The 20,982-nt window shown below is 49.2% G+C and carries 30 protein-coding genes; 22 read left to right on the top strand and 8 right to left on the bottom strand.

Annotated elements, in window-relative coordinates:
• Positions 1 to 48 precede the first annotated feature (48 nt).
• The gene (locus tag OJB03_RS10900; protein WP_263787335.1) at positions 49 to 903 is read right to left on the bottom strand and encodes an AGE family epimerase/isomerase; all 855 of its coding nucleotides are present in this window, start codon (positions 901 to 903) and stop codon (positions 49 to 51) included.
• Between the two features lie 123 nt (positions 904 to 1,026).
• On the opposite strand from OJB03_RS10900, the gene OJB03_RS10895 reads away from it, so the two are divergent.
• A complete protein-coding gene (locus OJB03_RS10895; RefSeq protein WP_263787334.1) occupies positions 1,027 to 1,203 on the top strand; it encodes a hypothetical protein in 177 nt (58 codons plus the stop codon).
• Between the two features lie 129 nt (positions 1,204 to 1,332).
• Here the strand turns inward: OJB03_RS10895 and OJB03_RS10890 are convergent, their stop codons facing one another.
• Both OJB03_RS10890 and OJB03_RS10885 read right to left on the bottom strand, forming a co-directional pair.
• On the bottom strand, positions 1,333 to 1,539 hold the full coding sequence (locus OJB03_RS10890) for a hypothetical protein (protein ID WP_263787332.1): 207 nt from the start codon (positions 1,537 to 1,539) through the stop codon (positions 1,333 to 1,335).
• Positions 1,540 to 1,621: 82 nt separating this feature from the next.
• Entirely contained in the window at positions 1,622 to 1,819 is a 198-nt protein-coding gene (locus tag OJB03_RS10885; protein ID WP_263787330.1) for a tyrosine-type recombinase/integrase, read from the bottom strand.
• 1,184 nt (positions 1,820 to 3,003) lie between these two features.
• Here OJB03_RS10885 and OJB03_RS10880 point away from each other — a divergent pair.
• The 3 genes from OJB03_RS10880 to OJB03_RS10870 all read left to right on the top strand — a co-directional run bounded on the left by OJB03_RS10880 (position 3,004) and on the right by OJB03_RS10870 (position 4,866).
• A complete protein-coding gene (locus OJB03_RS10880) occupies positions 3,004 to 4,083 on the top strand; it encodes a tyrosine-type recombinase/integrase (protein ID WP_263787329.1) in 1,080 nt (359 codons plus the stop codon).
• A gap of 100 nt (positions 4,084 to 4,183) precedes the next feature.
• A complete protein-coding gene (locus OJB03_RS10875) occupies positions 4,184 to 4,525 on the top strand; it encodes a hypothetical protein (protein ID WP_263787327.1) in 342 nt (113 codons plus the stop codon).
• A gap of 44 nt (positions 4,526 to 4,569) precedes the next feature.
• On the top strand, positions 4,570 to 4,866 hold the full coding sequence (locus tag OJB03_RS10870) for a hypothetical protein (RefSeq protein ID WP_263787325.1): 297 nt from the start codon (positions 4,570 to 4,572) through the stop codon (positions 4,864 to 4,866).
• An 801-nt stretch (positions 4,867 to 5,667) separates the two neighbouring features.
• Here OJB03_RS10870 and OJB03_RS10865 read toward each other — a convergent pair.
• The 4 genes from OJB03_RS10865 to OJB03_RS10850 form a co-directional block, all read right to left on the bottom strand.
• The gene (locus tag OJB03_RS10865; protein WP_263787323.1) at positions 5,668 to 6,288 is read right to left on the bottom strand and encodes a hypothetical protein; all 621 of its coding nucleotides are present in this window, start codon (positions 6,286 to 6,288) and stop codon (positions 5,668 to 5,670) included.
• A gap of 74 nt (positions 6,289 to 6,362) precedes the next feature.
• Complete coding sequence (locus tag OJB03_RS10860; RefSeq protein WP_263787319.1) at positions 6,363 to 7,184, bottom strand: hypothetical protein; 822 nt, start codon at positions 7,182 to 7,184, stop codon at positions 6,363 to 6,365.
• 66 nt (positions 7,185 to 7,250) lie between these two features.
• Positions 7,251 to 7,646: a hypothetical protein gene (locus tag OJB03_RS10855; protein ID WP_263787316.1), complete on the bottom strand. Its 396-nt coding sequence runs from the start codon at positions 7,644 to 7,646 to the stop codon at positions 7,251 to 7,253.
• A 117-nt stretch (positions 7,647 to 7,763) separates the two neighbouring features.
• The gene (locus OJB03_RS10850) at positions 7,764 to 9,242 is read right to left on the bottom strand and encodes a hypothetical protein (RefSeq protein ID WP_263787314.1); all 1,479 of its coding nucleotides are present in this window, start codon (positions 9,240 to 9,242) and stop codon (positions 7,764 to 7,766) included.
• Between the two features lie 277 nt (positions 9,243 to 9,519).
• Here OJB03_RS10850 and OJB03_RS10845 point away from each other — a divergent pair, with 277 nt between their 5' ends.
• The 10 genes from OJB03_RS10845 (at position 9,520) to OJB03_RS10805 (ending at position 13,505) form a co-directional block, all read left to right on the top strand.
• On the top strand, positions 9,520 to 9,969 hold the full coding sequence (locus OJB03_RS10845) for an NUMOD4 motif-containing HNH endonuclease (RefSeq protein WP_263787312.1): 450 nt from the start codon (positions 9,520 to 9,522) through the stop codon (positions 9,967 to 9,969).
• Positions 9,970 to 9,976: 7 nt separating this feature from the next.
• Positions 9,977 to 10,171, top strand: coding sequence for a hypothetical protein (locus tag OJB03_RS10840; RefSeq protein ID WP_263787311.1), 195 nt, complete (start codon positions 9,977 to 9,979; stop codon positions 10,169 to 10,171).
• A gap of 15 nt (positions 10,172 to 10,186) precedes the next feature.
• Complete coding sequence (locus tag OJB03_RS10835) at positions 10,187 to 10,474, top strand: hypothetical protein (RefSeq protein ID WP_263787310.1); 288 nt, start codon at positions 10,187 to 10,189, stop codon at positions 10,472 to 10,474.
• 183 nt (positions 10,475 to 10,657) lie between these two features.
• Positions 10,658 to 11,041 carry a hypothetical protein gene (locus tag OJB03_RS10830; protein ID WP_480919094.1) on the top strand — a complete coding sequence of 128 codons (384 nt, stop codon included), beginning with the start codon at positions 10,658 to 10,660 and terminating at the stop codon, positions 11,039 to 11,041.
• Between the two features lie 414 nt (positions 11,042 to 11,455).
• Positions 11,456 to 11,722 carry a hypothetical protein gene (locus tag OJB03_RS10825; RefSeq protein ID WP_263787309.1) on the top strand — a complete coding sequence of 89 codons (267 nt, stop codon included), beginning with the start codon at positions 11,456 to 11,458 and terminating at the stop codon, positions 11,720 to 11,722.
• 27 nt (positions 11,723 to 11,749) lie between these two features.
• Positions 11,750 to 11,920: a hypothetical protein gene (locus OJB03_RS10820; RefSeq protein ID WP_263787308.1), complete on the top strand. Its 171-nt coding sequence runs from the start codon at positions 11,750 to 11,752 to the stop codon at positions 11,918 to 11,920.
• A 3-nt stretch (positions 11,921 to 11,923) separates the two neighbouring features.
• Positions 11,924 to 12,298 carry a D-Ala-D-Ala carboxypeptidase family metallohydrolase gene (locus OJB03_RS15775; RefSeq protein ID WP_423816374.1) on the top strand — a complete coding sequence of 125 codons (375 nt, stop codon included), beginning with the start codon at positions 11,924 to 11,926 and terminating at the stop codon, positions 12,296 to 12,298.
• Positions 12,295 to 12,654 (top strand): hypothetical protein, encoded by a 360-nt coding sequence (locus OJB03_RS10815; RefSeq protein ID WP_263787307.1) that lies wholly within the window; start codon positions 12,295 to 12,297, stop codon positions 12,652 to 12,654. The genes OJB03_RS15775 and OJB03_RS10815 overlap by 4 nt, the downstream gene beginning before the upstream one ends.
• Positions 12,647 to 13,024 (top strand): hypothetical protein, encoded by a 378-nt coding sequence (locus tag OJB03_RS10810; RefSeq protein WP_263787306.1) that lies wholly within the window; start codon positions 12,647 to 12,649, stop codon positions 13,022 to 13,024. Before OJB03_RS10815 ends, OJB03_RS10810 begins: the two co-directional genes overlap by 8 nt.
• A 214-nt stretch (positions 13,025 to 13,238) precedes the next feature.
• Positions 13,239 to 13,505, top strand: coding sequence for a hypothetical protein (locus OJB03_RS10805; protein WP_263787305.1), 267 nt, complete (start codon positions 13,239 to 13,241; stop codon positions 13,503 to 13,505).
• A gap of 44 nt (positions 13,506 to 13,549) precedes the next feature.
• On the opposite strand, the gene OJB03_RS10800 is transcribed toward OJB03_RS10805, so the two are convergent.
• Entirely contained in the window at positions 13,550 to 13,903 is a 354-nt protein-coding gene (locus OJB03_RS10800; RefSeq protein ID WP_263787304.1) for a hypothetical protein, read from the bottom strand.
• Positions 13,904 to 13,993: 90 nt separating this feature from the next.
• On the opposite strand from OJB03_RS10800, the gene OJB03_RS10795 reads away from it, so the two are divergent.
• The 8 genes from OJB03_RS10795 to OJB03_RS10760 all read left to right on the top strand — a co-directional run bounded on the left by OJB03_RS10795 (position 13,994) and on the right by OJB03_RS10760 (position 20,970).
• The gene (locus OJB03_RS10795; protein WP_263787303.1) at positions 13,994 to 14,410 is read left to right on the top strand and encodes a hypothetical protein; all 417 of its coding nucleotides are present in this window, start codon (positions 13,994 to 13,996) and stop codon (positions 14,408 to 14,410) included.
• Between the two features lie 2 nt (positions 14,411 to 14,412).
• A complete protein-coding gene (locus tag OJB03_RS10790) occupies positions 14,413 to 14,556 on the top strand; it encodes a hypothetical protein (protein ID WP_263787302.1) in 144 nt (47 codons plus the stop codon).
• Positions 14,556 to 15,293, top strand: coding sequence for a hypothetical protein (locus OJB03_RS10785; protein ID WP_263787301.1), 738 nt, complete (start codon positions 14,556 to 14,558; stop codon positions 15,291 to 15,293). Before OJB03_RS10790 ends, OJB03_RS10785 begins: the two co-directional genes overlap by 1 nt.
• Positions 15,294 to 15,497: 204 nt before the next feature.
• Positions 15,498 to 16,736, top strand: a complete 1,239-nt coding sequence (locus OJB03_RS10780) for a terminase large subunit domain-containing protein (protein ID WP_263787300.1) — start codon at positions 15,498 to 15,500, stop codon at positions 16,734 to 16,736.
• Between the two features lie 34 nt (positions 16,737 to 16,770).
• Positions 16,771 to 18,396, top strand: a complete 1,626-nt coding sequence (locus OJB03_RS10775; protein ID WP_263787299.1) for a hypothetical protein — start codon at positions 16,771 to 16,773, stop codon at positions 18,394 to 18,396.
• Positions 18,396 to 19,265: a hypothetical protein gene (locus OJB03_RS10770; protein ID WP_263787298.1), complete on the top strand. Its 870-nt coding sequence runs from the start codon at positions 18,396 to 18,398 to the stop codon at positions 19,263 to 19,265. Before OJB03_RS10775 ends, OJB03_RS10770 begins: the two co-directional genes overlap by 1 nt.
• A 113-nt stretch (positions 19,266 to 19,378) precedes the next feature.
• On the top strand, positions 19,379 to 20,053 hold the full coding sequence (locus tag OJB03_RS10765) for an LEM-3-like GIY-YIG domain-containing protein (protein ID WP_263787297.1): 675 nt from the start codon (positions 19,379 to 19,381) through the stop codon (positions 20,051 to 20,053).
• Between the two features lie 125 nt (positions 20,054 to 20,178).
• Complete coding sequence (locus OJB03_RS10760) at positions 20,179 to 20,970, top strand: hypothetical protein (RefSeq protein WP_263787296.1); 792 nt, start codon at positions 20,179 to 20,181, stop codon at positions 20,968 to 20,970.
• Positions 20,971 to 20,982 lie beyond the last annotated feature (12 nt).

Here is a 20,982-nt window from a genome sequence, read left to right as displayed (position 1 = left end):
GGGAGGGGTCACCTCCCGGGGCCACTGTTCCGGAAGGACGCCAACGGATCATGGGAATGAGGGGCTACTCAGGTCAATTTGAAGACGAACCGGGGCGGTGAGGGTGTCCGGGAGGCGCACTGTCCCATCGGGGAAGGCGGTTCGGGGACGCGGGGTACCGTCTACGAGCACACGTTCGATCCGGGGCGTGTCTTCGACAAGAGGCGGAGAAAGAGAGAGGTCCTGTACGGAGTCGAGGCGGTAGTGAAGCGTCGTGGCCGCCCCCCTGGCCCACAGGTCCAGGTAGAGCGACGCCAGCAGGGCGTGCTCGACGGCGTGGTACGAGGTTTTGGTGCGCACGGCCTTTTCGCCGTCCACCACCGTTCCGTCGAGGGTCGTGCGGAGCACAGTGCCGCCGTGGTCGGCGTCCACGAACGCGTCCATCCAAAACCGGGCGCCCTTTCGGAAGGCGTCCAGGTAGCGGTCGGCCCCGGTGGCGCAGTAGGCATAGAGCTGGAGCATGTTGCCGTGCGCCTGCACCCACCAGACCGCCGTGTCGGGGTGCCGGGCCGGGTCGGTGCGCCGGAGCTCGTGGCGCCACGCGCCGGTCTCGTCGCGGAAGGCTGTTCTCAGAAGCTTGTCCGTGAGTGCCAGCCCCTTGCGCCGGTACCGCTCCTTGCCGGTGAGGGCGTGGAGCCGGAGCAGCAGCCAGGCCACCTCCGCGTTGTGGCCCACGTTGATGTGGCTGTTCTTCGGGTCGTCTGGACGAAACGTCCAGTCCGCTGCGAAGCGCTCCAGAATCCACCCACGGTCGTCCTGCATGTGGGTGAGGGTCAGGTCCATGATCCGCTCCGCCTCGCGAAGGTACGTGGGGGTGCGGGCTGCGGAATAGAGGTACAGCAGGTAGCCGGAGAGAGGAGCCAACTGGGAGGAGAAGTCCTTGTGGGGCTCTTCACAGACCCGTCCCGGTGCAGGGCATCGACGTACCCGCCGTGCTCCTGGTCCCAGGCATGCTCCCGCATGAACGCCCGTGAGCGCTCCGAAGAGTTGGACTATCCCGACGAGAGCGTGTGGACGCTTTCACCAGTCCACAAGGACGAAGAGAAAGAGGAGGAAACAGATGAGGACATGGGAGAGCAGACCGACGACCACGAACTCTCCGAAGCCGCCGAGAAGGTGCTTTCCGACCTCGCCGAGAAGTTTGGAAACAGGGTAGGGAAGTGAGACGAGCGGTTATTTCCAGCTCTAAATAGACGAGGGACTGGAGGGCTCACTGCCATTTTCCACCCTCGAAGACTCCACAGTGACCAAGACAACAGCGCACATCGCTTTTGATCGGCTCCTCGTGCCTGCTCAGACCGAGAACTGTTCTTCCCAAGACGAAATGAACACACCTTCTCCAACCGTCTCCATGAGGAAGTTTTCGAGCCTGGGTACCGCATTGACCAACTCATGACGGCTCGGCTTGCGAGAACCGAGACGGGCAATGATACCACCGTCAACGACTTTCACGCCGAACCCTTTTTCTTCCAGCTCCTGAATGACTCCGGCAAACGGCATGTCGTACACTCTATTGGAGGTAAAAATCCGAAACGCACGATCCGAAAGACGAACCTTCGCGTGACCTCTGTTTTGTCAAACCCTATTCCAGAAGGCTCATTGCGTCTTCCAGGTCGCCGGGAATGAAGTGTGAGTAGCGCTCCGTGATTTTTTCCGAGCTGTGCCCGACGATTTTGCCGACCTTGTAGACGGGGACGCCCTGCCGAAGCAGATGCGTCACGGCCCGGTGGCGAATGGAGGGGGAGGTATACGGGCGAGAGAGTTCGTCAACCCTCTTCACTTCGTCCTTCCAGGTGGCAGAGAGTGGAAGTGGTGAGGTGACTGTCAGTCACAGGAGAAGAGAAGACGAAAGTATCTGAAGGATATTTCTGCGCCTTCATACGTTCAAAAATATCCCAAATTTATCCGACGGGGATTGCTCGCAACTTCCGCTTGAACTTAGTCGTGAGCGTCTGCTCTTTAGGCGCAAGATAGACGTAGTTCCGGGCGTGTCCCGTGCTCACATCCTCGAGACCTCGTCGCCACTTCATCATTGCCATTTCGCCGAGGCGTAAGCGGGCCTCTTGAAAGAACCTCTTTCCGGCGGAGATGAGAGAAGAACGACTGGATGTGGCGCAGATCTTTGCCGACAGTTGTGGGGGAGACGTTTTTCAGCCGCTTTTCTCTGAAAGCTGAGAAGTTGACTTCGCCTACCTCGTCGGAGAAGACCGTTCCGTACTTGCCCTCAACCCAACTGAGGAAGAGGGGAAGAACATACTCGTCAGAACCGACCGTCCGACCCGACAGCTCATCTCGGTCCCGCTTCCGGCGGCGGTGCTCCAAATAGTCCTCAATGAGCTTAGAGAGAGTGAAAGGGAAATCCGACGAAAACCGCTCGTCCAACTTCGCTTTCTTCTCCTTCGCCCCAGCCTCATCCCGAGTGCGCAAAGACTTCTAGATGCGGTTCCCGTCTTCGTCCTCGCCTTGGTAGTAGAAGATGCCCCGTTTCTGGTAGAGCGAACTCATAGCGACCCCGATTTGTGGTTGCCGGAGAGCGTGATTTAGCTCTCCCGGGCTACACGGAGATACGGAGCCAGTTCGCCGGATTTACGACCGATTAGCTCGATCTTTACTACCATCTGGCCGGAGACGAGAGGGAGGGGAGAAAGGTAGAACAGGAGAAAGATAGACAAGAAACCTCTGTTACTTCCCTCCAAGCGGCGTTCAAGAGGGCTCCCCAGCCCTGGTGAGGTGGTGCCCGAGGAGGGACTTGAACCCTCACGTCCAGGAAAGGACAACGGATTTTGAATCTGTGAGGGCTCTTTTACACCCGACCTTACCCGTTGTCTGTCAACGCTTTATGCTGTTGCGAAACAGTGCAAGGTAGTGAATTTGCAACCCCTATAACTACCGCTTTTTTGGAACCTGCAACTCGACCTTGTCGTCCCGACATCAAGTCGAAACGGTCATAACGCAACTCTGCATATGTCCAGTATCTACACGAAAAGGGGCGTCTACTACTACCAAGCCTACGTAACCAAAGAGGACGAAAAAGAGCGAGTCGGCTTTTCTTTGAAGACAAAAGAAGAGACCGAAGCAAAGAAAAAGCAGCGCAAGTGGGACGACTACTACCGCAAACTGGAACGGGGGGAAGACCTAGCAGACACGACGTTCGAAGAGGCGAAAGAAGACTATTTAGAGCTTCGACGGATGAAAGAACGGGCGGGGGAACTGTCCGACTATACGATCAACAGCGACAGACTTGCACTAAAAATGTTTGGTCGTTGGATCGAAGAAGAATCGGGAATCGACCCTTATATTTTAACCGCAGAGCCCAACGAGGACCACATAAGAGACTTCAAGTACTGGCGCTTGCAGTCGGTTTCTTCAACGACAGTAGAAACGAACTTGCGCCACCTATCAAGCTTCTTTTCTTGGCTGCACGACCAACAGGTTATAGACAGTAGACCATTTAGCCGGATCCACATACCGCAACCGGAATCGGACGTAGAAGTACCCTCTCAAAAAGAGTTTGACGAGATCAAAAAAGAAATTAAGCACCGCGTATACAACGAAGACGACAGGCTTTGGAAAGCCCTATGGATACAAGCAAACGCGGGGCTTCGAATCGGAGAGGTAATACGTTTAACTTGGCACAAAACGTTTACGGACAGGGGCAAGTACGCTTACCTAAACCAGTCTAACCGGACGGCGACGATACAGTTTAAGCGCAAAAACAGGGTAATCCCCTTAAAGCACATATGGGACGAGATACAGCTAATAGACAACGATGGAACGACCCCTTACGTCTTTGAAAGCCCACAGAGAGAAACGCACGTTGACCGCTCGAACTGGTCTAGGCGTACAGGGCACTTCTTAACGGAAATCGGCTACGAGGAAATGACCAACCACAGCTTGCGGCATATGTTTATTACAGAGCTAGTTAAAAAAGACTACTCGTACGAGAAAATAGCTAGAATGGTGGGGCAGTCTTCAAGGCGAATCGTTTCGATGTACGCCCACCTCGACGCAGGAGACCTAGAAGATATGATGGACAGTTTATAGTGTGAAGAGACTGTAGATCAGTAAAAGAAAATAGAACAAGGCTGCTTCGACCTTGTCGTCGTCGACGCATAAAACGACGCACAAAGCAAAGCAGCCGATTATGAACAAGTGGAAAGCAGCGAAAAATCAAATCAACAACCTAATCAACAAACACCTTGAAAGCCTTACAGACTCCGAAGCAGCGGAGCTTTGCCGCTTAAAAAAGCTTGCCGCAAAGCAGATAGGGGAAAGCCCACAGTTTTTGTACGAGCAAGCGATTAAGGTTGCGGACACCACGTATCTGTACGACGTGGAGCTTGCAGCCGAAAGAGAGACGGTGAAAAAGGCTATACCGCTTGATGCAGTCGTTCGCTTTTTGCGCGACAAGAAAGAGCAAAAGTACCTTATCAAGCGTCAAGGGGAAGTGGTATCGACCGGAACAGAGTTCGTGCGGCACCAATGAAAACCGGAAGCCAGATCCGTTAATAAAACCGACAACACGCCTTTATGTCCGATAACGTGCTTTCAGCCGACGAAGCAAAAAAACAACTTTCCGATCTCCGAAGCCAAGGTGGAGGGGGAAAGTCGATGTTTGCCGAATACCTTGACGACGTTGAAGGGCTTGAAGAAAACGAAGTCCTTCAACTTTCTCTGGAAGGGTACAGTAAAGTGTCGGGGCTTCGCCGCTACTTAGACGACAACGCTTCCGGCGACTACGAAGTAAAAAGCGCAAAGGCAGAAGGGGAAGAGGGCAAGGACCAACAGGAAGCGGTCTACGAAGTCTTTGTCTTTCCGGAGACCTAATTTTCGATCATACTTACAGAGAAAGAAAAAAGGCGGCTCATAATCGGGTCGTCTTTTTTTTATGACCCCCCGAAACAAAGCAAACCCGCACAGTAAACAACTAGCGACGGTAAAGCAGTGCATACGGGGAGTCATCACCCTAAATGCCTTTAGAACAAAGGTATGCGACACCCTCGGGTCTATAAATGGTCCGGAGGTGGGCAGACACAAGCCCCGTCAACGGCGGCGACTCGCTTTGCGGCGGGTTGCCGCTTTTTTGTTTGCAAGAGGGGGGACAAGGCATAAAAAACGAGCGGAAGAGGGGTATAGACAACTGCTAAGAGCAACGAGAGGGAAGCATAGACAACTGCTCTGCCATCGGGGTGCTAGGAGGGGTACAGAGGTAGCTCAACTGCTCTGCCATCGGAGCAACGAGGGAAAGAAGGGCAAGTACAGGTACTCTACCGCCCTGCCATCGGGGTGCTAAGAGGGAGAGGGAAAGCTATTTTATCTCCGCACCCCCCAACGCTATCTCCACTAAGACCCCCCTTGCCCCGCACGGGTCGTTAACCCCCTAGCGAACCTCTTTTCTCTCTATATCGGGCATATGAAGGCAACGGCAGGGGGGTGGGTTGCTAACCCCCTAGCGAAAGACATTTTACAGCCGATAAAAATTGATAAGCTCTTGTTATCGGTCCTTAAATTTGCCCCCCCTTTCGGAAGGGCAAAGCCTTTGTAAGCCCCTTAAAAAAGAAAAGGCAGGAGGGTTTGGTTGCCCCCTGCCTCTCTTCGAACGCTCTATACAGCCTCTTGCAGCGCCTCTTACGAGTTGTTTCGTATGTAGCGCAGGTCGTGGTTTTTAAATACCTGTTCTACTATGTCCTCGTACATATCGCCAGGATCGTCCGAATATAGCTCAACGCTATCGAAATCGTCTTTGCTAACGTAGACGGAAGCCGCTTCGCTTTTGGGTTTATCTCTCATAATGGAGTGCCCAACGAAGTAGTCGTCTCCCCAATCGGTTAGTATCGGGTCGATGCCTTCTTCGTATTCCGGAAGCCACTTTAGCCCGTAGGCGGTGTAGTCCTCTCCCGATACGGTTATTCTCTCGACGGCAAGCCAGCACTTCTCTTCTATTTGCTTTTCGATCTCCGATACGCCGTATTCGTCGTAACTGCCGTCTATCGTATCTACGAAAAGGTCTACTTGCCCCTTAATCCCTGTTTTTCTTACCCAGTCGAGTACGTTACGGAAACCGCTTGGGACGTGCGTTAAGTCTTTCTGTTTGTAAGTCCAGTTGTCGGGCTGTTCAACAACGCTGTCGGACGCTCTGCCAAGCCAACTTTTCAACTCTCGAAAGTTCACGTCCGGCGACTTTACCCTTTTGCCTACCGACAAAGTGAACTGTTTTATGTACTCGTCAAGAAAGTAAGGGCGGTTCATAGAGGTTTCTGTTATCGGACGGGCAACGCTACTTCTGTTTTGCAAGCGCCTTGCAGAGAGCTACTATGCGGGTTCTAAGAGTTGTTTTGCATATAGCGGATCTCGTGGTTTGCGTATATGTCGTCTGCTATCTCGTATATCTCCGAAACGTCATCTGCGACTTTTATAAAGTCTGTCCTTCCGTGGATAGGCATTAAGGTGTCGTGGTGGACTTCCCCTTTCAGCACCTTTGCGTTTTTGCTTACGACTTCGCCGCCTGTTTTCTCTTGCTCGACTCCGACGAAGTAGCCCTTGCCGTTTTTCACAAGCACTGTTCCGTTTACCTTGGCTTTAACGCCTTTGACTCCGTAAGCAAGATACGTTTTTCCTCTTCCAACCTCGAAACTGTCTTCTACTTCGAAGCAGTGGTCGTTGTACGCCTCTCGAAACTCCGGTATCGAAGCGTGGTCGAAACCCCCTTCTTTGGTCCGGAGGGTGCAAAACACTTCTTCGCTCGTTCCCTCTATCCGGTCTAAGAGAGTCCAAAACTTTTTCTCTGGGTTCTTAGATAGCAGATAGTCGGTGGAGGGGCTGTAACTGTACTCTTGGTCAATAAAGTCAAAATCCCATTCCTCTTCATAGCAAGCAGGGTTTATTCTCCACTCTCCACCTTTGTAAATGCCGTGGTTTCCGGCAAAGTCCCAAAGCTCTTGAAAGTCTTCGTCCCACTCGCCACTTCGCTTCCACGTCGGTCTATAATCGCTATCGTTCGGGTCTCCAAGCGTGCCGTCGTACTCGTCTTCTTCGAACTCTTTTGTCCAGCCGCTATCAAACTTCGGAAAAGGGTTGTGGTCCTGCACCCTAAACCAAAAGCCGAAGCTTTCAAGAAACTCGTCTAAGAAGTAAGGGCGATCCATAGCGCAAGACGGGTCTTTGCACAAAAAGAAAACCCCCGCTTGTATGCGGGGGGATCGGTGGGGCACTTATGCTTCTCCGTTGGGCAAGGGTTGCGGCTGTTGCCGAAGTATGCCGACTTCGTACAGGTCGTACTCTTTCTCTTTGCCGTTCTGCCCTTCTTCGATTCGAGTTTTGCCCGTCTTCGACATTTTGACGATGTACTTCCGGTGCCTGTTTTTGCTGTCCAGGTCGGTCCGGTCCTCTACCGATCCGTTGAGCTTGTAGATTTGGTTCCGTATCGAAGAGATCGTAGACTCTTTCAAGTCGCTGTATACTTTCGCCTCTCCGACTTCCATATTCTCTACTTCGTCGGCAATCTTGCTCCATTTTGTCGAGCGCCCTCCACCGGAAAACCTTGCAAAGAACTCGCTTTCGTCTATCTGTTCTTCGGTCTTCTTTACTTCGTCTAAGGACTTAGGCATCGGTCGGAAAGGGGTTGAATGAAACGTTGCTGCTTGCCCTTTTTCCAGAGCAAAAGGTGTTCCAGTCTTCGGGCTACCTATAAGAACCCCCTGTCCTATCGATATCATAGCTCCGTTTTATTCCGATGACACAGAAATGTCTTGCCCGTACTCGCTTCGGAACGCCTCTTTCATATTCTTTCGAAGCTCTTGCTCTTTGCTTTTCTTCGCAACAAAGCCGTCGTGGACCCCAAGCGTGCCCCCCGTCTCCGTTATAACTTCGTAGGCAAGTCGGCTGTCTTCGTACTGCAAGCTAACCCCTACGTCGGAGTGGAAGCATTCTTTTATCGGCTCGTGCCTGTCTCTTAAGGCGTTTACAAGCGGCTTAAAAGCTTCGTCGGGTATGCTTACCCCTACCTCTTCTTTCCAGTCTATGTTGTTTTTAAGGCACCCGTACAAGGCTTGTGGGCTTCGTGCGTTGAGCATTACGTTTGCCGTAGTTTTGTTTACGTCTCTTGCAAGCTCTTCAAGCAAATTGCAAGTCGTCTTGTACGCGTCGCCTTCTAGCTCTTCGCCTTCTTTCGCGTAGAGCATATTAAAGTGCAGGTTGTCGTAGTCTAGCTCTACTACCTCTTCGCCTTCGATTCGGAGATGCTTTCGCCAATCGGACGGAACGTTTTGCACGTCGTTGTAAAAGCGCCCCCCTTTATTCCAACTGCCCCTTACGTACTTTCTTGTGTTGCTTAGGGCTTCTTCCGGCACCTCGTAAACAAGCCGCCCGTCTTCGATTCGGTGCTTCCAACTCCACGCAGCCCCGATCCTGTGGACAACAACGTTGTGTAGTTTGTCGATTGCTGTTTCTTGCTCTTTGTAAGGGACGGGGGGGGATGTTCTAACATTAATGGAGGGGAGAGAGAGTGAAGAGGTGGAGAGGGAAGAGCTTGCGCCCCCTTGCGCCCGTAGGGGGGATGTTCTAACACTTATGGAGGAGACAAGAGAGGACAGAGGGAGAGAGAGGGTAACGGCAGAGGCAGTGGCGTCGTCTACTTCTTTTACCTTTTCAACTTCGTCTTCTTTTTCGACGCTTCCGACTACCTGCCCTTCTTTGTCTTTGATCTCGACTCCGGTAGAGGTAACGAGCAAGTCTACGTCTGCTCCAACGTCTGTATTCTCTCTAAGGTAGTCGTCTATAAGACTGTTTAGTTTTCGGGTGCCCCAAACTTCCGTACACCTGTTCTTTAGATTTCCGTCTTCAAGACAAGCCTCTTTCCACTCCTTAGAGCAGTTTACGAAGAAGCTGCCTTTGTTAACGTAAAGGTAGCCGCTTTCTTGCAAGTCGCTCATAACTGCTTTCAACCCGCTGTAACTTACTTTGCCGTTGTAGCAGTTGTTTTGGTTTATCTCTCTTAGCGGAAGAGCTACTTTTACGGCTGTATCTCTTGCCTTTGTTAGACTACGGGCGTGTATCAAGTTGTAAAGAAAGCGTCGTAGCTCTTTGCGCCTTTTGTTTCGATAAGTCTTTTGCGGCGGCAAAGTTAAAACTTCGTCGTCTATAAGCTTAGAGGCGATCTCTCCAGAAATGCCTTTATCTGCTCCAAATAGTATCGTGTTGTTCATTTCTTTTTATATTATGTTTTGTGGTTCGGTTTTTAGCAAATAAAAGGCGACGGCAGGCTATAAGCGGATAACCGAACCACCAACTAAACGCTTTTAAGCTTGCCGTCGCCAAACAGGTTGTGTGTCGGTGGTTCTTGTGTCCCGCTTCTGTTTATACATATAAGACCGTTTTGCGAAGTTCGTGTATACGCAAAAGAAGATTATTCGAACTTTATAAGATAGAAACATACATAACAATAGACGAAGAAGACATAAAACCTTAAACAAACGAACCACTATGGCAAACTGGAAAGATATCGACGGATTTAACCACAAAATAAGCGACGACGGAAGGGTATGGTCAAAGCACTCCGGAAGAGAGCTTAAAGTACAGACAAATCAAAACAACGGTTATAGAATCATAAGAATTAGCTCCGACGGGCAGGGCAAGACGTTCAACGTCCACAGACTTGTTATGGAGAACTTCGGACCGGAGCAGCCTAGCGAAGACCACGAAGTAGACCACATAGACGAAGACAAATCGAACAACGACATAAATAACTTGCAGTGGGTTACTAGGAAAGAAAATGTTAGAAGAAGCTCCAAGTACAGCGTAGAAGAGCTAAACGATATGAAGCGCGAAGTTAGAAACACCGAACAGACCAGCGGTGAAGTAGCGGAAAAGTACGGCGCTACCAAGAGCGTAGTTAGAAAACTTTCGTGCGGAATTTACCAAAATAGAAATTAAACCGATAATGAAAGACGACGTAGACTTTCAAGAGTGGGCAGGACTCGACACAGAAGACGCGCAAGACGAAGCAGAAGAGGCTTTCGATGAAGTGTTCGGCGGCGAAGAAGAAGCCAATCTTGACGCTGGCGAAGACGACGGACCGACCGAAGAAGACAGGCAGAAAGCCGACGCCGCTTTCGAAGAGCTATTTAACCCTTAAACCAAAACCACAGATATGAACCGCCAAGAGCTAAACGACAGAATCGACAATCTTGCACAAAAAGTGCTGCCACGCAAAGCAAAAGAAGAAGACGGCTACCCCGTTTACCTCGACCACTGCTTTAAGCGTATAGCTTTCGACTACGCTACGGATTGCCAGTGGGACGAAAAGGTAAGCAGACCTTTCAAAGACAACGCTTCGGAAGAGCAGCTAATCAGGGCTTACACGACCCTCTTTGCTATGGCAGAAGATCCAGAGCTTTGCAGCAAGCTAAATAACAAAAGCCTATCGCACCGCAGTTAAAACAACCAAAATAGAATTAGCTACTTAGCCCTCGACATAGAGACAGCCGGAGTTGACCCCGAAGAGCACAGCATCTTGGAAGTAGGAGCAGTTATAGACAACGGCGACCCGATAGAAGACTTGCCCACCTACCAACGGCAGATTCACAACGACACGGTTATAGGGCAACGGCGGTCTCTGGAAATGGCAAGTGAAAACGGCTTGCTTAACTCCGACCTGCCTTCTGTTAAGCCGAAGCATTTTGCAGCTAGCCTTAAAGGTTGGCTTGTAGACGAGGGCTTTTGCGATAGTCCGTTCGGCAGAGACTACATAACAGTAGCAGGCAAAAACGCTGCGACTTTCGATATTCCTTTTTTAAAAGAGCAAATGCCTCACTTTACCGACGCTTTCTGCGTCCGTGCAAGAGTGCTCGACCCTACGACGCTTTACTACAAGCTACAGGAAGAGCGCCCCCCGACGCTAGACGAGTGTTTAGAAAGAGCCGGAATAGAAGAGCCCGTTGACCACACCGCTTTATCGGACGCCCTTCAAGTGGTCCGGCTTATACGAAATGCAAAACAACAATAATATATTATGCTATTTACGTCGCGCGACATAGAATACGCAAATCAATTCGACGACGAAAGAATGTTTGAAAGGAGTGAAGTATTCTGTAATCACGAGCTTAGGTATATGAGAAAGTGCGGTATTGAACGGCAAGAACTTATATACAAACTTAAAGCGCTGAGAAAAAGGGCAATTCTTAGTCAGGCAAAAAACTAATATGGACAGATACACCAAAGAAGTAATAATGCAGGAGACGCTAAAAGTTGTAAGAGACGAGAGCGTAGGCTTTCAAGACGCACAAAGGCACGCAGACGGGAAAACGTTTATCGGCATAGAAATGACCGACTTGAAGCAAAACACAAGCTATTACTTGCACTCGACAGATAGAGTCGGCACGAAGCAACCTTATCACTCTTTCAGAATCAACCTAAACTAATGGGAAAGAAAAAAGAACACTACTTCGATGACAAGCGGGTTTTAAACCTGCACCTTGAAGACGGTATGCCCCCGTCTCGAATAGCAGATATGCTCGACACTACTTACGAACGCGTAGTTAGCATACTTGGAGACGAAAGGCTTGAACGGTCGGAGCAGATCCGTCGAGAGAACGAGTACTATCGGCGGCAAGCCCGAAAGATTATGGAGCAGATAGACCAAGAAGCAAAAGAAGAGCGCATAGAGCGATACTTAAACGAGGAATGAAGAGGGCGCAAAACAAATCAAAGAACTATGGAGCTTGAAAGTAAACAAAATATGGTTTACGTCTCTATTCAGAACGAAGACGTAACCACAGGCAAATTTGACGAAGCATACGACCTCGTAGACGAAAACTCTAAACGTTTGCCCAAAGTGGAGAAGTACGAAGAAAAAGTTATGCTTTGGGGCATCGACAACAGATAATAAATGGATACACTACGACTTACTAAAAACTTCGACTTACAGGAGTTCACAGGCTCCGCAGAATATCCAGAGATCGACAACACCCCTAACGCTTCGCAAATTCAAAACTTGCGAAGCTTATGTGTTGAAGTCTTGCAGCCTGTACGGAGCTTCTTAAACCGTCCGGTGCAAGTTACAAGCGGGTTCCGGTCCGAAGAGCTTAACAAAGCCGTAGGCGGCGTCTCCGGTAGCTTGCACAAGAAGGGTAAAGCCGCCGACATAGTTGTACCGGACAAAGACCCGCAAAGCCTATCAAGAGCTATCGACCTAACCGACTTGCCCGTTGAAGAAAATATTCCATATCCGGAGTTGGGGCACGTCCACTTAGCACAGATATGAAAGCACTTCTCTACGTCTTAGCAGCGGGCGGGGCAGTTGCCCTTGCCTACTATCTCTTCGGAAAACGAGCGGCTGTATCGGCTGCTATTATCCTCTTGGCGGCTCTTTATCTAGCTTTCGGAAAGCAAAAGAGTTGGGTCGATGCTTGGCAGAAAGCCGACCGAAAGTTAAAAAGCGAAAGCAGAAGCACACAGGACCGCATAGACGAAGCAAAGCAAGAGAAGGACAACACCGAAAAGAAGATAAAACAGTCTAAGCGGCGTGCAGAGAGGCTAAGAGAAGACGTTGAAAGCGTTGATAGGACCGCAGACGAAGACGCAGAACAGCTAAAAAAGTGGGCAAACAGTTATGAATAAAGTTTTCGCTGCTCTGCTTATCGTAGCCTTTCTTACGTGCCCTGCAAAAGCGCAGACGGATAGCGTAACTGTCTCGACAGAAGCGTTGCGCAACTTGAAAGAAAGCGTTGAAGAGCGGAAGCGACGCGTCGAGCTACAAGACAGTCTTATCGAAGAGCAAGCCCGTCAAATAGAGCTTTACGAAGAGAAAGCCTTACGCGACTCTACGATCTTGCAGCTAACCGAAAAACAGCTTGATATCAAAGACGAAAGGATCAAAGCAAGAGACGAACGAATCAGCCGCCTTGAAGAGCAAAAGTTATATCAGAAGATTCGGTCATATGTAACAGTGGCAGGGGGTCTTATAATTGGTTACTTCATCGGAGCATAAAAAACATAGAACCACAAACAGGAGCGGAAGACGCTCTATCAACTAAACTAAAATTAACGATTCTTTTTCACAGGCAGAGAAGAAAGGAAGAGAGCGCTTTAAAGAAAACTGGAACGAAGCGGACATAGACTTTTCCGACGACCCGAAATCGATTTACGACGCAGAACTTGAAGTAGCGGGACAAACGGCACAAGTCGAGATCAAACACCGCAACGTGCCGAAAGGCAAGTACGACACTTGGATTCTGGAAGCGAAGAAAATGAAGGCGCTTTCAGAGAGGCACAACCGCAAAGACGGCATAGACGACACGCTTTACGTTTGCTACTTCAAAGGTGGGGGGCGTCTAGTGTGGGATCTTGGCAAGATGGACAAACCGGAGACAGATACGAAGTGGTGCCCGAAGACAACAGCCGAAGCGACAGGGCACAAGGAAAAGCTAGTGTTTTTGCTTGAACCCTCGGAAGCGATCATAGACGAATAAAAAAAGCCCCCCGTCGCCGGGGGGCTTTGCTGTTGAAGGGAAGTTTAATAAGCAAACGACCTGTAAGAGCCTTGAGAGTGGCTTTCAACCTTCCAGACGCCGCTTCTCTTTTCGAACATATAGCAGTTCGTTACGCCGAACATATCGGACCGCCAACAGCCGATAAGAACGTCCGGACGAGGGTTAGCAGAGTACGTTAAGCTAGCCACGTAGTTGTTTTCGTTTATGGTCTGCACGTCTTCTAAGGTGTAGCGACCGCCGCAGTACACGTCGGGTTTGTCTTTGCTCATACACTGCTTCTTAGCTCCGGTGTAACCTCTTTTCTCTGCAAGTTCTCCGGCTCCGGTGCAACCTACAAGCGCAAAGGCGAAAGCGATAATAGTAATAAAACGAGTCATAGTAATAAGTTTTTGTTTGTGGTTCGGAAAGGGCAAGCAACTTGCCTGCTCTATTATTAAGTATAACTCTATTTACGGAAAACAAGAGTTATGCCTATTATACTTAACAGTGCAGTCAAGGACACGAACCAAAAACAAACACAAATTATGCAGATCCAAAACAGCAGAATTGTCAACCTTTACGCCGAACTAAAAAACGTTCTTGAAGACGACTACGACCACGCTTGGAACTTTAACCTAGCAGGGGCACGCAACAAGCGGACGCTTGAACCGCTGGCGCAAGACGTGCAAAAGCAAGTTCGAGAGATTCAACAGGAGTACGGCGAACCGACAGAAGACGGGCTATATGCTTTTCAAAGCGCCGAAGCCAAAAACGAAGCAAAAGACGAGATTCGAGAGCTAGAAGAAAAAACGAGAGAAGTAGAGATTGAAACCGTCAAGGCAGAAGACGTGCCAAACAGCCTTAACGGAAACCAAATCTCCGGAATCCTAGAAATGATTAATTAATTATGGCTAACACAAGAGATACAAAAGAAGTTACCGTAAGCGAAGATCACCACACGTTTCTTAAAGTCCAGTCTGCAAAAGAAGGCAAGACTATGAAAGAGCTAGTCGAAGACTGGGTTGAAGAGAACACAGATTACGAAGAATAATGGCAGATCTTAGCAAAATAAATAATATCGAAGACGTTGATTGGGAGAACTTCGACTCTGTTTACACAGAAGACGAAGCGAAGTCTTTGAACAGGCAGTTTGCGCAAGATCCGGGCAAAGAGCACTTAAGCCAAGAGCAAAGGCGCAAGCTCTACGAAAAGCGGCACGAGTCCAGGGGCTATAAGGACTACCCCGAATCCCAAGATCACATTATGATCCCCGATGGAAAAGGGGGGAAGCAACCCGTTAAGCGTTGCACCGCCACCACGCAGAACACAGGCAAGCGGTGCCGCAACCCTGCTAGAAACGGGTTCGACACGTGCCGTATGCACGGCGGCGGGACAAAAGAAAACCCACCTGTGCAGGACTACTTAAAGCCGATCTACAAAATTCAAGAGGACAGCGACAACGAGCTTCAAGAAAAGATGGAGCGGTTCTTAAACGACGAACGGCTTGACAGCATCGAAGACGAAATGGCTTTGCAGAAAGCCGTACAGCAGAATCTTCTAGAGCGCTTTGACGACGCAGAAAACGTAACCGAAGAAACGCTTCTTAAAGTAAGCAGGGACATAACGAAGACGTGGAAAGCAAAGAAAGACGTTGAAGCTAACCACGCTCTTACGATGAAAGAGGTAGATAAACTTATCGAAGTGCTCAAAACCTCTTTGGAGCAGCACGCAGACAAAGACGCGCAGCGCAAAGTTATTAACGACATAAAGAAAGTATTTCAAGGTTAATTAAGCGATATCTTTAACGACGAAGACGCCAAATCTAAATTAGTAAACGAGCTTGAAGAGCTTACCGAAGAGGAAGAGAAGAAAAGCTTCCGGCAGTTTATCAAGCAGGTCTTTCCAGACTACAAGTTTTACGACCACATAGAGCGGGTTGTAGAAGAGCTTGAAGCGGTCGAGAGAGGCAAAAACGACCGCCTTATGATGTTTATGCCGCCTCGACACGGCAAGTCTCTAACGGCTACACAACTCTTTTCTGCGTACTACTTGTACCGCAACCCAAGCAAGAACGTCGGTATCGTCGGCTACAACGCAGACTTTGTTTCCGACCACTCCGAAGAGGCACGGCGCTTTTTCAGGCGGTCGGACGGCAGTATATCTAAATCCACAAAAGCAAAAACCGACTGGAAGACAGATAAAAACGGCGGCTTCTTTGGAACCTCTGTTGGGGGATCGATCACAGGCAAGGGGTTCGACCTTGCTATTATAGACGACCCGATTAAGGGCATAGAAGACGCTTTCAGCCGCACAAAGCGGGAAAGCTTGCGGGAGTGGTTTAGCAGCGACTTTTACACCCGCTTAGAGCCGAACGCTTCTGTTATCGTAATCCATACACGTTGGCACAGAAAGGACCTTGCAGGAACGCTCTTACAGCAAGAGAGAGAAGCAGACAGACCGGAGGGTTGGAGGATCGTTAGCTTTCCGGCGCTTAAAGAAGAAAACGAGATCGACTATCCGGACGGCTGCAACGTCGTTCGGACAGACAGAGAGGCAGGGGAAGCCTTGTGCCCCGAAAGGTACGACGTAGAGGACTTGAAGCAGATTAAAGGCACGCAGGGGGCTTACAAGTGGAACGCTCTGTACCAACAGCGACCAGCACCGGAGTCCGGTAATATCTGGAAAGAAGACCTTTTCGGGATGAGAAAGCCCGATTCTGTGGAGCTAGTTGATACAGGCTTGCACGTAGACGCAGCTTACACAGAGAACGAACAAAACTCTGCTTCTGCTTGGGTGAAAGCGGCAAAAGACCGGAGCGGTAACGTCTATGTGCTCGACGTAGGCTTCGATTGGCTTGAACTACCGGAGCTTTTGCAGAGCATATCCCGATACGACTGCCCGATAATGATAGAGAATAAGGCTTCCGGCAAAAGCCTAGTACAAGCTCTTACGCGCAACGGGCTTCCAGCCGAAGAAGTAGACGTGCAGGGCGATAAGGTTGCACGAGCAAAGATAGCAAAAATGTCTGTAAACGATAAAAATATATTCGTGCATCCGGACTGCTACTCGACTCTTTTGCTCGACAAAAAGCAGGGCATATTAGAGTTTCCGAACGGACAACACGACGACCTAGCAGACGCCTTTTCCCAAGCTATCGAACACCTTAGCGAAGACGAAGAAAACAGCAAGCAAACAAAGGGTGGATTCAAAATGAACAGACCCTTCTTTTAGCATATCTAAAAGGTGAACGTCAAACAAAACTAATATGGCACACAGAAACAAAAAATCAACTTGGCTGGACAAGCGGTGTAAAGAGTATAGAGAAAACCGCAAGAAGTGGACGTACCAGCACAAGCACTACGACGGGCAAGCACTTATTGACGAAATTGCAGATAAGTCGACCCGTCTTGGAAGCAAGATGGAAAGCACGCTTGACAGTGCGACCGTTGACTTTGTTGTAGACGAGATAAAAGATAACGGCGAAGTAGAGGTATCGGAAGTGCTAAAAAAGAAGTCGATTACGCTTGGAGACGACGGTATGTATGGAACGTACCTTCCAAGGGTGCCACGAGAGCCGCTGCAAAACTACGTTGACCGCCTTAAAACGTCGGACTACACGAACCACTTTGCACGAGTCGTAAACACCTATGCCGGAATGATGGCGGCAGTAGCCGACAAAAATAAGCGCACTTGGCAAGAAGACGACCAAGACAGAGGGCTTAAAAATCACCCTGCAAGAGGCGACGTAGCTTCTAAGCTAAAAAAAGAAGCCGATGGAAAGGGTACTTCGTGGAGCGAAAAATTTCAGGACTTGCTTATACAACTTTTGAAGTTCGACAAAGCCTACGTCTTGGTAGAGGGGCTAAGTGAAGAGGGCGACGACGAAGCAAAAATTAAATTTATCGATCCGCGCAACGTCGTTAACAAAAAGTACGAGGGGGGCAACCTTGTAGAACTGCTAGTTCAAGACACGAGGGTTATAGAGCCGTCTTTGAAGTCCAAGCGCAGAGAACAAGTTGAGTACATTCACTACCACCGTGAAGGCTTCGACAGATACAGAAAGCAAGACGACGAAGTTGTTCGAGTAACCGACGACGACGGCAACCCTATCTCTGGAACGTACGAGTTTTACGACGGAGCAGAGCAAGACGAAAGCAGCAAAACGATTCCGGTTGTCGAAATGGAGCTTGATATTAACGTCGGTTCGGAGCTTGCAGTAAAGGCAAACAGGATCTTTCAAAAACAGTCCGAACGCGACCACAAGCAGCGTATGATGAACGCGCAACTGCTTACGCTCGACGTAGAAGACCAAGGCTTTGAAGAGGCACGGCGAACACTTACGAGAGGGGGGCGCACTGTACAAGGCAAGGGGCAGTTTATCAACCCTTCTGCCGAACCCGTCGAGAGTTACAGCGACACGATCAAGCGCAAAGAAGCGGACTTGTACAAGAGCTTCTTTCTTAACAACCAAGACAGCGCCGTACAGAAAACCGCAACAGAGCTACGGCAGGACTTTCGAAGCGGCTTAGAGGCTATCCTAAACGTCTTTAAAAACGAGCTAGACCGTGGAGAGCAGAAGGTGTTGCAGCTTCTCGAACAGGTTTACTTTCAAAACTCTCCGTCGCTTTGGGGGCAAGCAACTGTAAGCAGAACGTCGGACTTCGAACCGACAAACAAAGAGGCGCAAGCCAAAAAGCTTCGGTCGATCTTCTTTGACGTTCCATCGATAGAACTGCCGCCGGAAACCAAAAGTCGCGTAGTCGGCAGGATCCTAGAATTAATGAACATAGAATATGAAGAAGAAGAGTTGCTTGCCGAAGCCCGTGAACAGCAAATCACGAGAGCACAGGAGCAACAGGCAAGCGACCAAGCCCCTATTAATATCGAATAATGGCAGACGAGAGAGAATACAACTCCATAGTAACCGAAGCTAGAAATAAGAATCTTCCGGAGCTAATAAACAACGCTTTTACTAAAATCGGAGAAGAGTACGTAAAGGCTATTGACGAAGAGCTTCCAGAAGATCTATCAAACACCCCTGCCGTTGTTGCAGCCTTTAAGAGGGCTTTTAAGAGGTTTGCACAGCAAGGCGAACGTCGCATAAGAGAAGCGACGATAAACGCCTTAAAACGCAGAATGTCTACGCACGAGCAAGCCTTAAAGCAGGTTAAAGGCTCGGATAATATCTTTGACGAAAGCCTTTCTAAGGTGGCTACGGACGCAATAGACGATATGTATAAGCGGCGGTCTCTTGACGTTGTAGACAGCTTTAAAACCGTCGAGAATTGGGGAGGATCGGGGGCTATGGTCGAAGAAGAGTTGTCGGCTATGGTCCGAAACGGTTCAAGCCCCGAAAAGGCGACAAACCGCATAATGGCTTCGCTTGCAAGCGGAGATGCAGAAATGCAGGAGGCAGTATCAAGATTTGGTAGGCGGGGCGGTCTACGTGCTGCAACAGAAGAGCCGAACGAGAGGCTACAACAGCTTGCAAGGCGTATAGGTAGCGACGCTCGTATGATTGCCCGAACAGAAATGTCGCAGTCCTTCTTGGAAGCAGATCGTCGAGCGGGTATGCGTTCGGATGTAGTAGAGGGGCTAAAGTGGACGCTATCTACAAACCATACACACGAAGACATTTGCGATACGCTTGCAACGCAAGATAAATACGGCTTAGGCAGCGGGGTGTATCCCGCAGAAGAGTTTCCAAGCCTACCCCACCCGTCTTGCACCTGCTCAAGCCGCTATAAATTTGTTGACTAATATGTAAACAGTGAGAGTGTTTAGGGCGCTTTCACGCACAAACGAAACGAGATTCAGACTTGGTCGTCGTGCCCTAAACACGGCGGTTAAGTCTTTTTTTATTTTATAGTACTATGAATAAGCACAGATTCTACGTTTACGGGCTCTTTTACGAAGACGACGACGGCAACAACGTTTGTTTTTACATTGGCAAGGGCACAGGATATAGGCACGAAAATCATTTTTACAGTTCTACAACGGGGGACAACCCGTACAAAGACAACAAAATAGCCAAACTGCAACGGCAAGGCTACGAACCATTTAGCAAAATTATTAAGGGCGGTTTGACCGAAGAGAAGGCTTACGCTCTTGAAGAGGCTATCTTGCAGAGAGACGACGTGTACGAGAACCTAACAAATATGACAAGAGGGGGCAAAGGCGTAAAAGCGGGAGAAGATCACCCGTCGAAACGAGAAGAGGTACGCAAGAAGATGTCGGAAGCGCACAAGGGCAAGACTTTTTCGGAAGAGACAAGAAGAAAGCTATCAAAAGCTCTTTCCGGACGAACACACAGCGAAGATTCTAAAAGAAAAATGTCCAAGAACACTAACACAAAAGGAGAAGAGAACCCCGATTCTACTCTTACAAAAGAAGAGGCTGCAACAGTTAAGTGGCTTGCAAGAAACTCCAATATGACGCAGAAAGAAATTGCAAGTTCTTATGGAATAGATCAAACAAACGTGTCTTTAATAAAACGCGACAAAAGCTGGCAGCACGTTGATCCTAAGCCCCCTGTAAAAGAAAGTTAGAACCGCATATCTAATAACGTACAAAATGGACGGATTCACCGCCCGTCGAGTCTCCCACTACTCACCCAAGCGGTTGATCTTAACTTATAGTGGTGATTTTAATTTAGGAAACAACCTAGTTTTTTATGGCAGATGAAGAGCAAAGCGAAGAGGCACAACAGCAAGAGACAGAAGAAACGTCGGAAACCTTAGAGTTGACGCAGGAAGAGCTTGAAAATAGAGTCGAGAGCAAGGCAGAAGAGCTTGCAGACGAAAAGTTTCAAAGCAAGTTCGACCAGCACGCCGACGATATGATTCTAAGAGGCAAAAAGCAAAGCCTACGAGAACTTGGGGTTGACCTTGACCTTGTAAGCGAAGAAGACTTGCGCGAAGGTTCAGTCGATCAAATCTTCGAAGAGCACCAAGAAGTTGTAGACGATCTTAAAGAAGATAAGATTGCCGAATTAAAAGAACAGGTCGAAGAGAACGTACGGGAAGAATATCGTCCGGTCGAAGAGAAGTACGAGAAGCTAAAAGAGCAGCGCGACAGAGACCTTATTCTTGAACACGCCGACGCCTACTTCGATGAAGAGGTAATTGAAGGCAACTTTCGGCAAGACTTTATTGAAGACGTAAAGAGGCGTACAGAGTTTAAAGAAGACGAAGACGGAAACTTTCGTAGAATTGCTGTTGACAAAGACGGCGACCCCGTTCCGTCGAACAAGTCGGATAAGGCTGTTAAGGAGATCGATGAAGTTGTTCGAGAGCTATCGGACGGCAAATGGAATCGCTTTGCTATTGACAAGCCGCAAAAAACAGACTCGGGATACAACGAAAACACGACCACACAAAAAGGACTTACCAAGCAAGACGTAGACCGAACAGATTATATCGCAGAAAACGGCTACGACGCTTGGGCTACACTACCACAAAGTTAAGAAGATTGAATC

It is taken from the genome of Salinibacter grassmerensis, assembly GCF_947077765.1.
Lineage (GTDB): Bacteria > Bacteroidota > Rhodothermia > Rhodothermales > Salinibacteraceae > Salinibacter > Salinibacter grassmerensis.
This window is presented reverse-complemented; position numbering and strand designations above follow the sequence as displayed.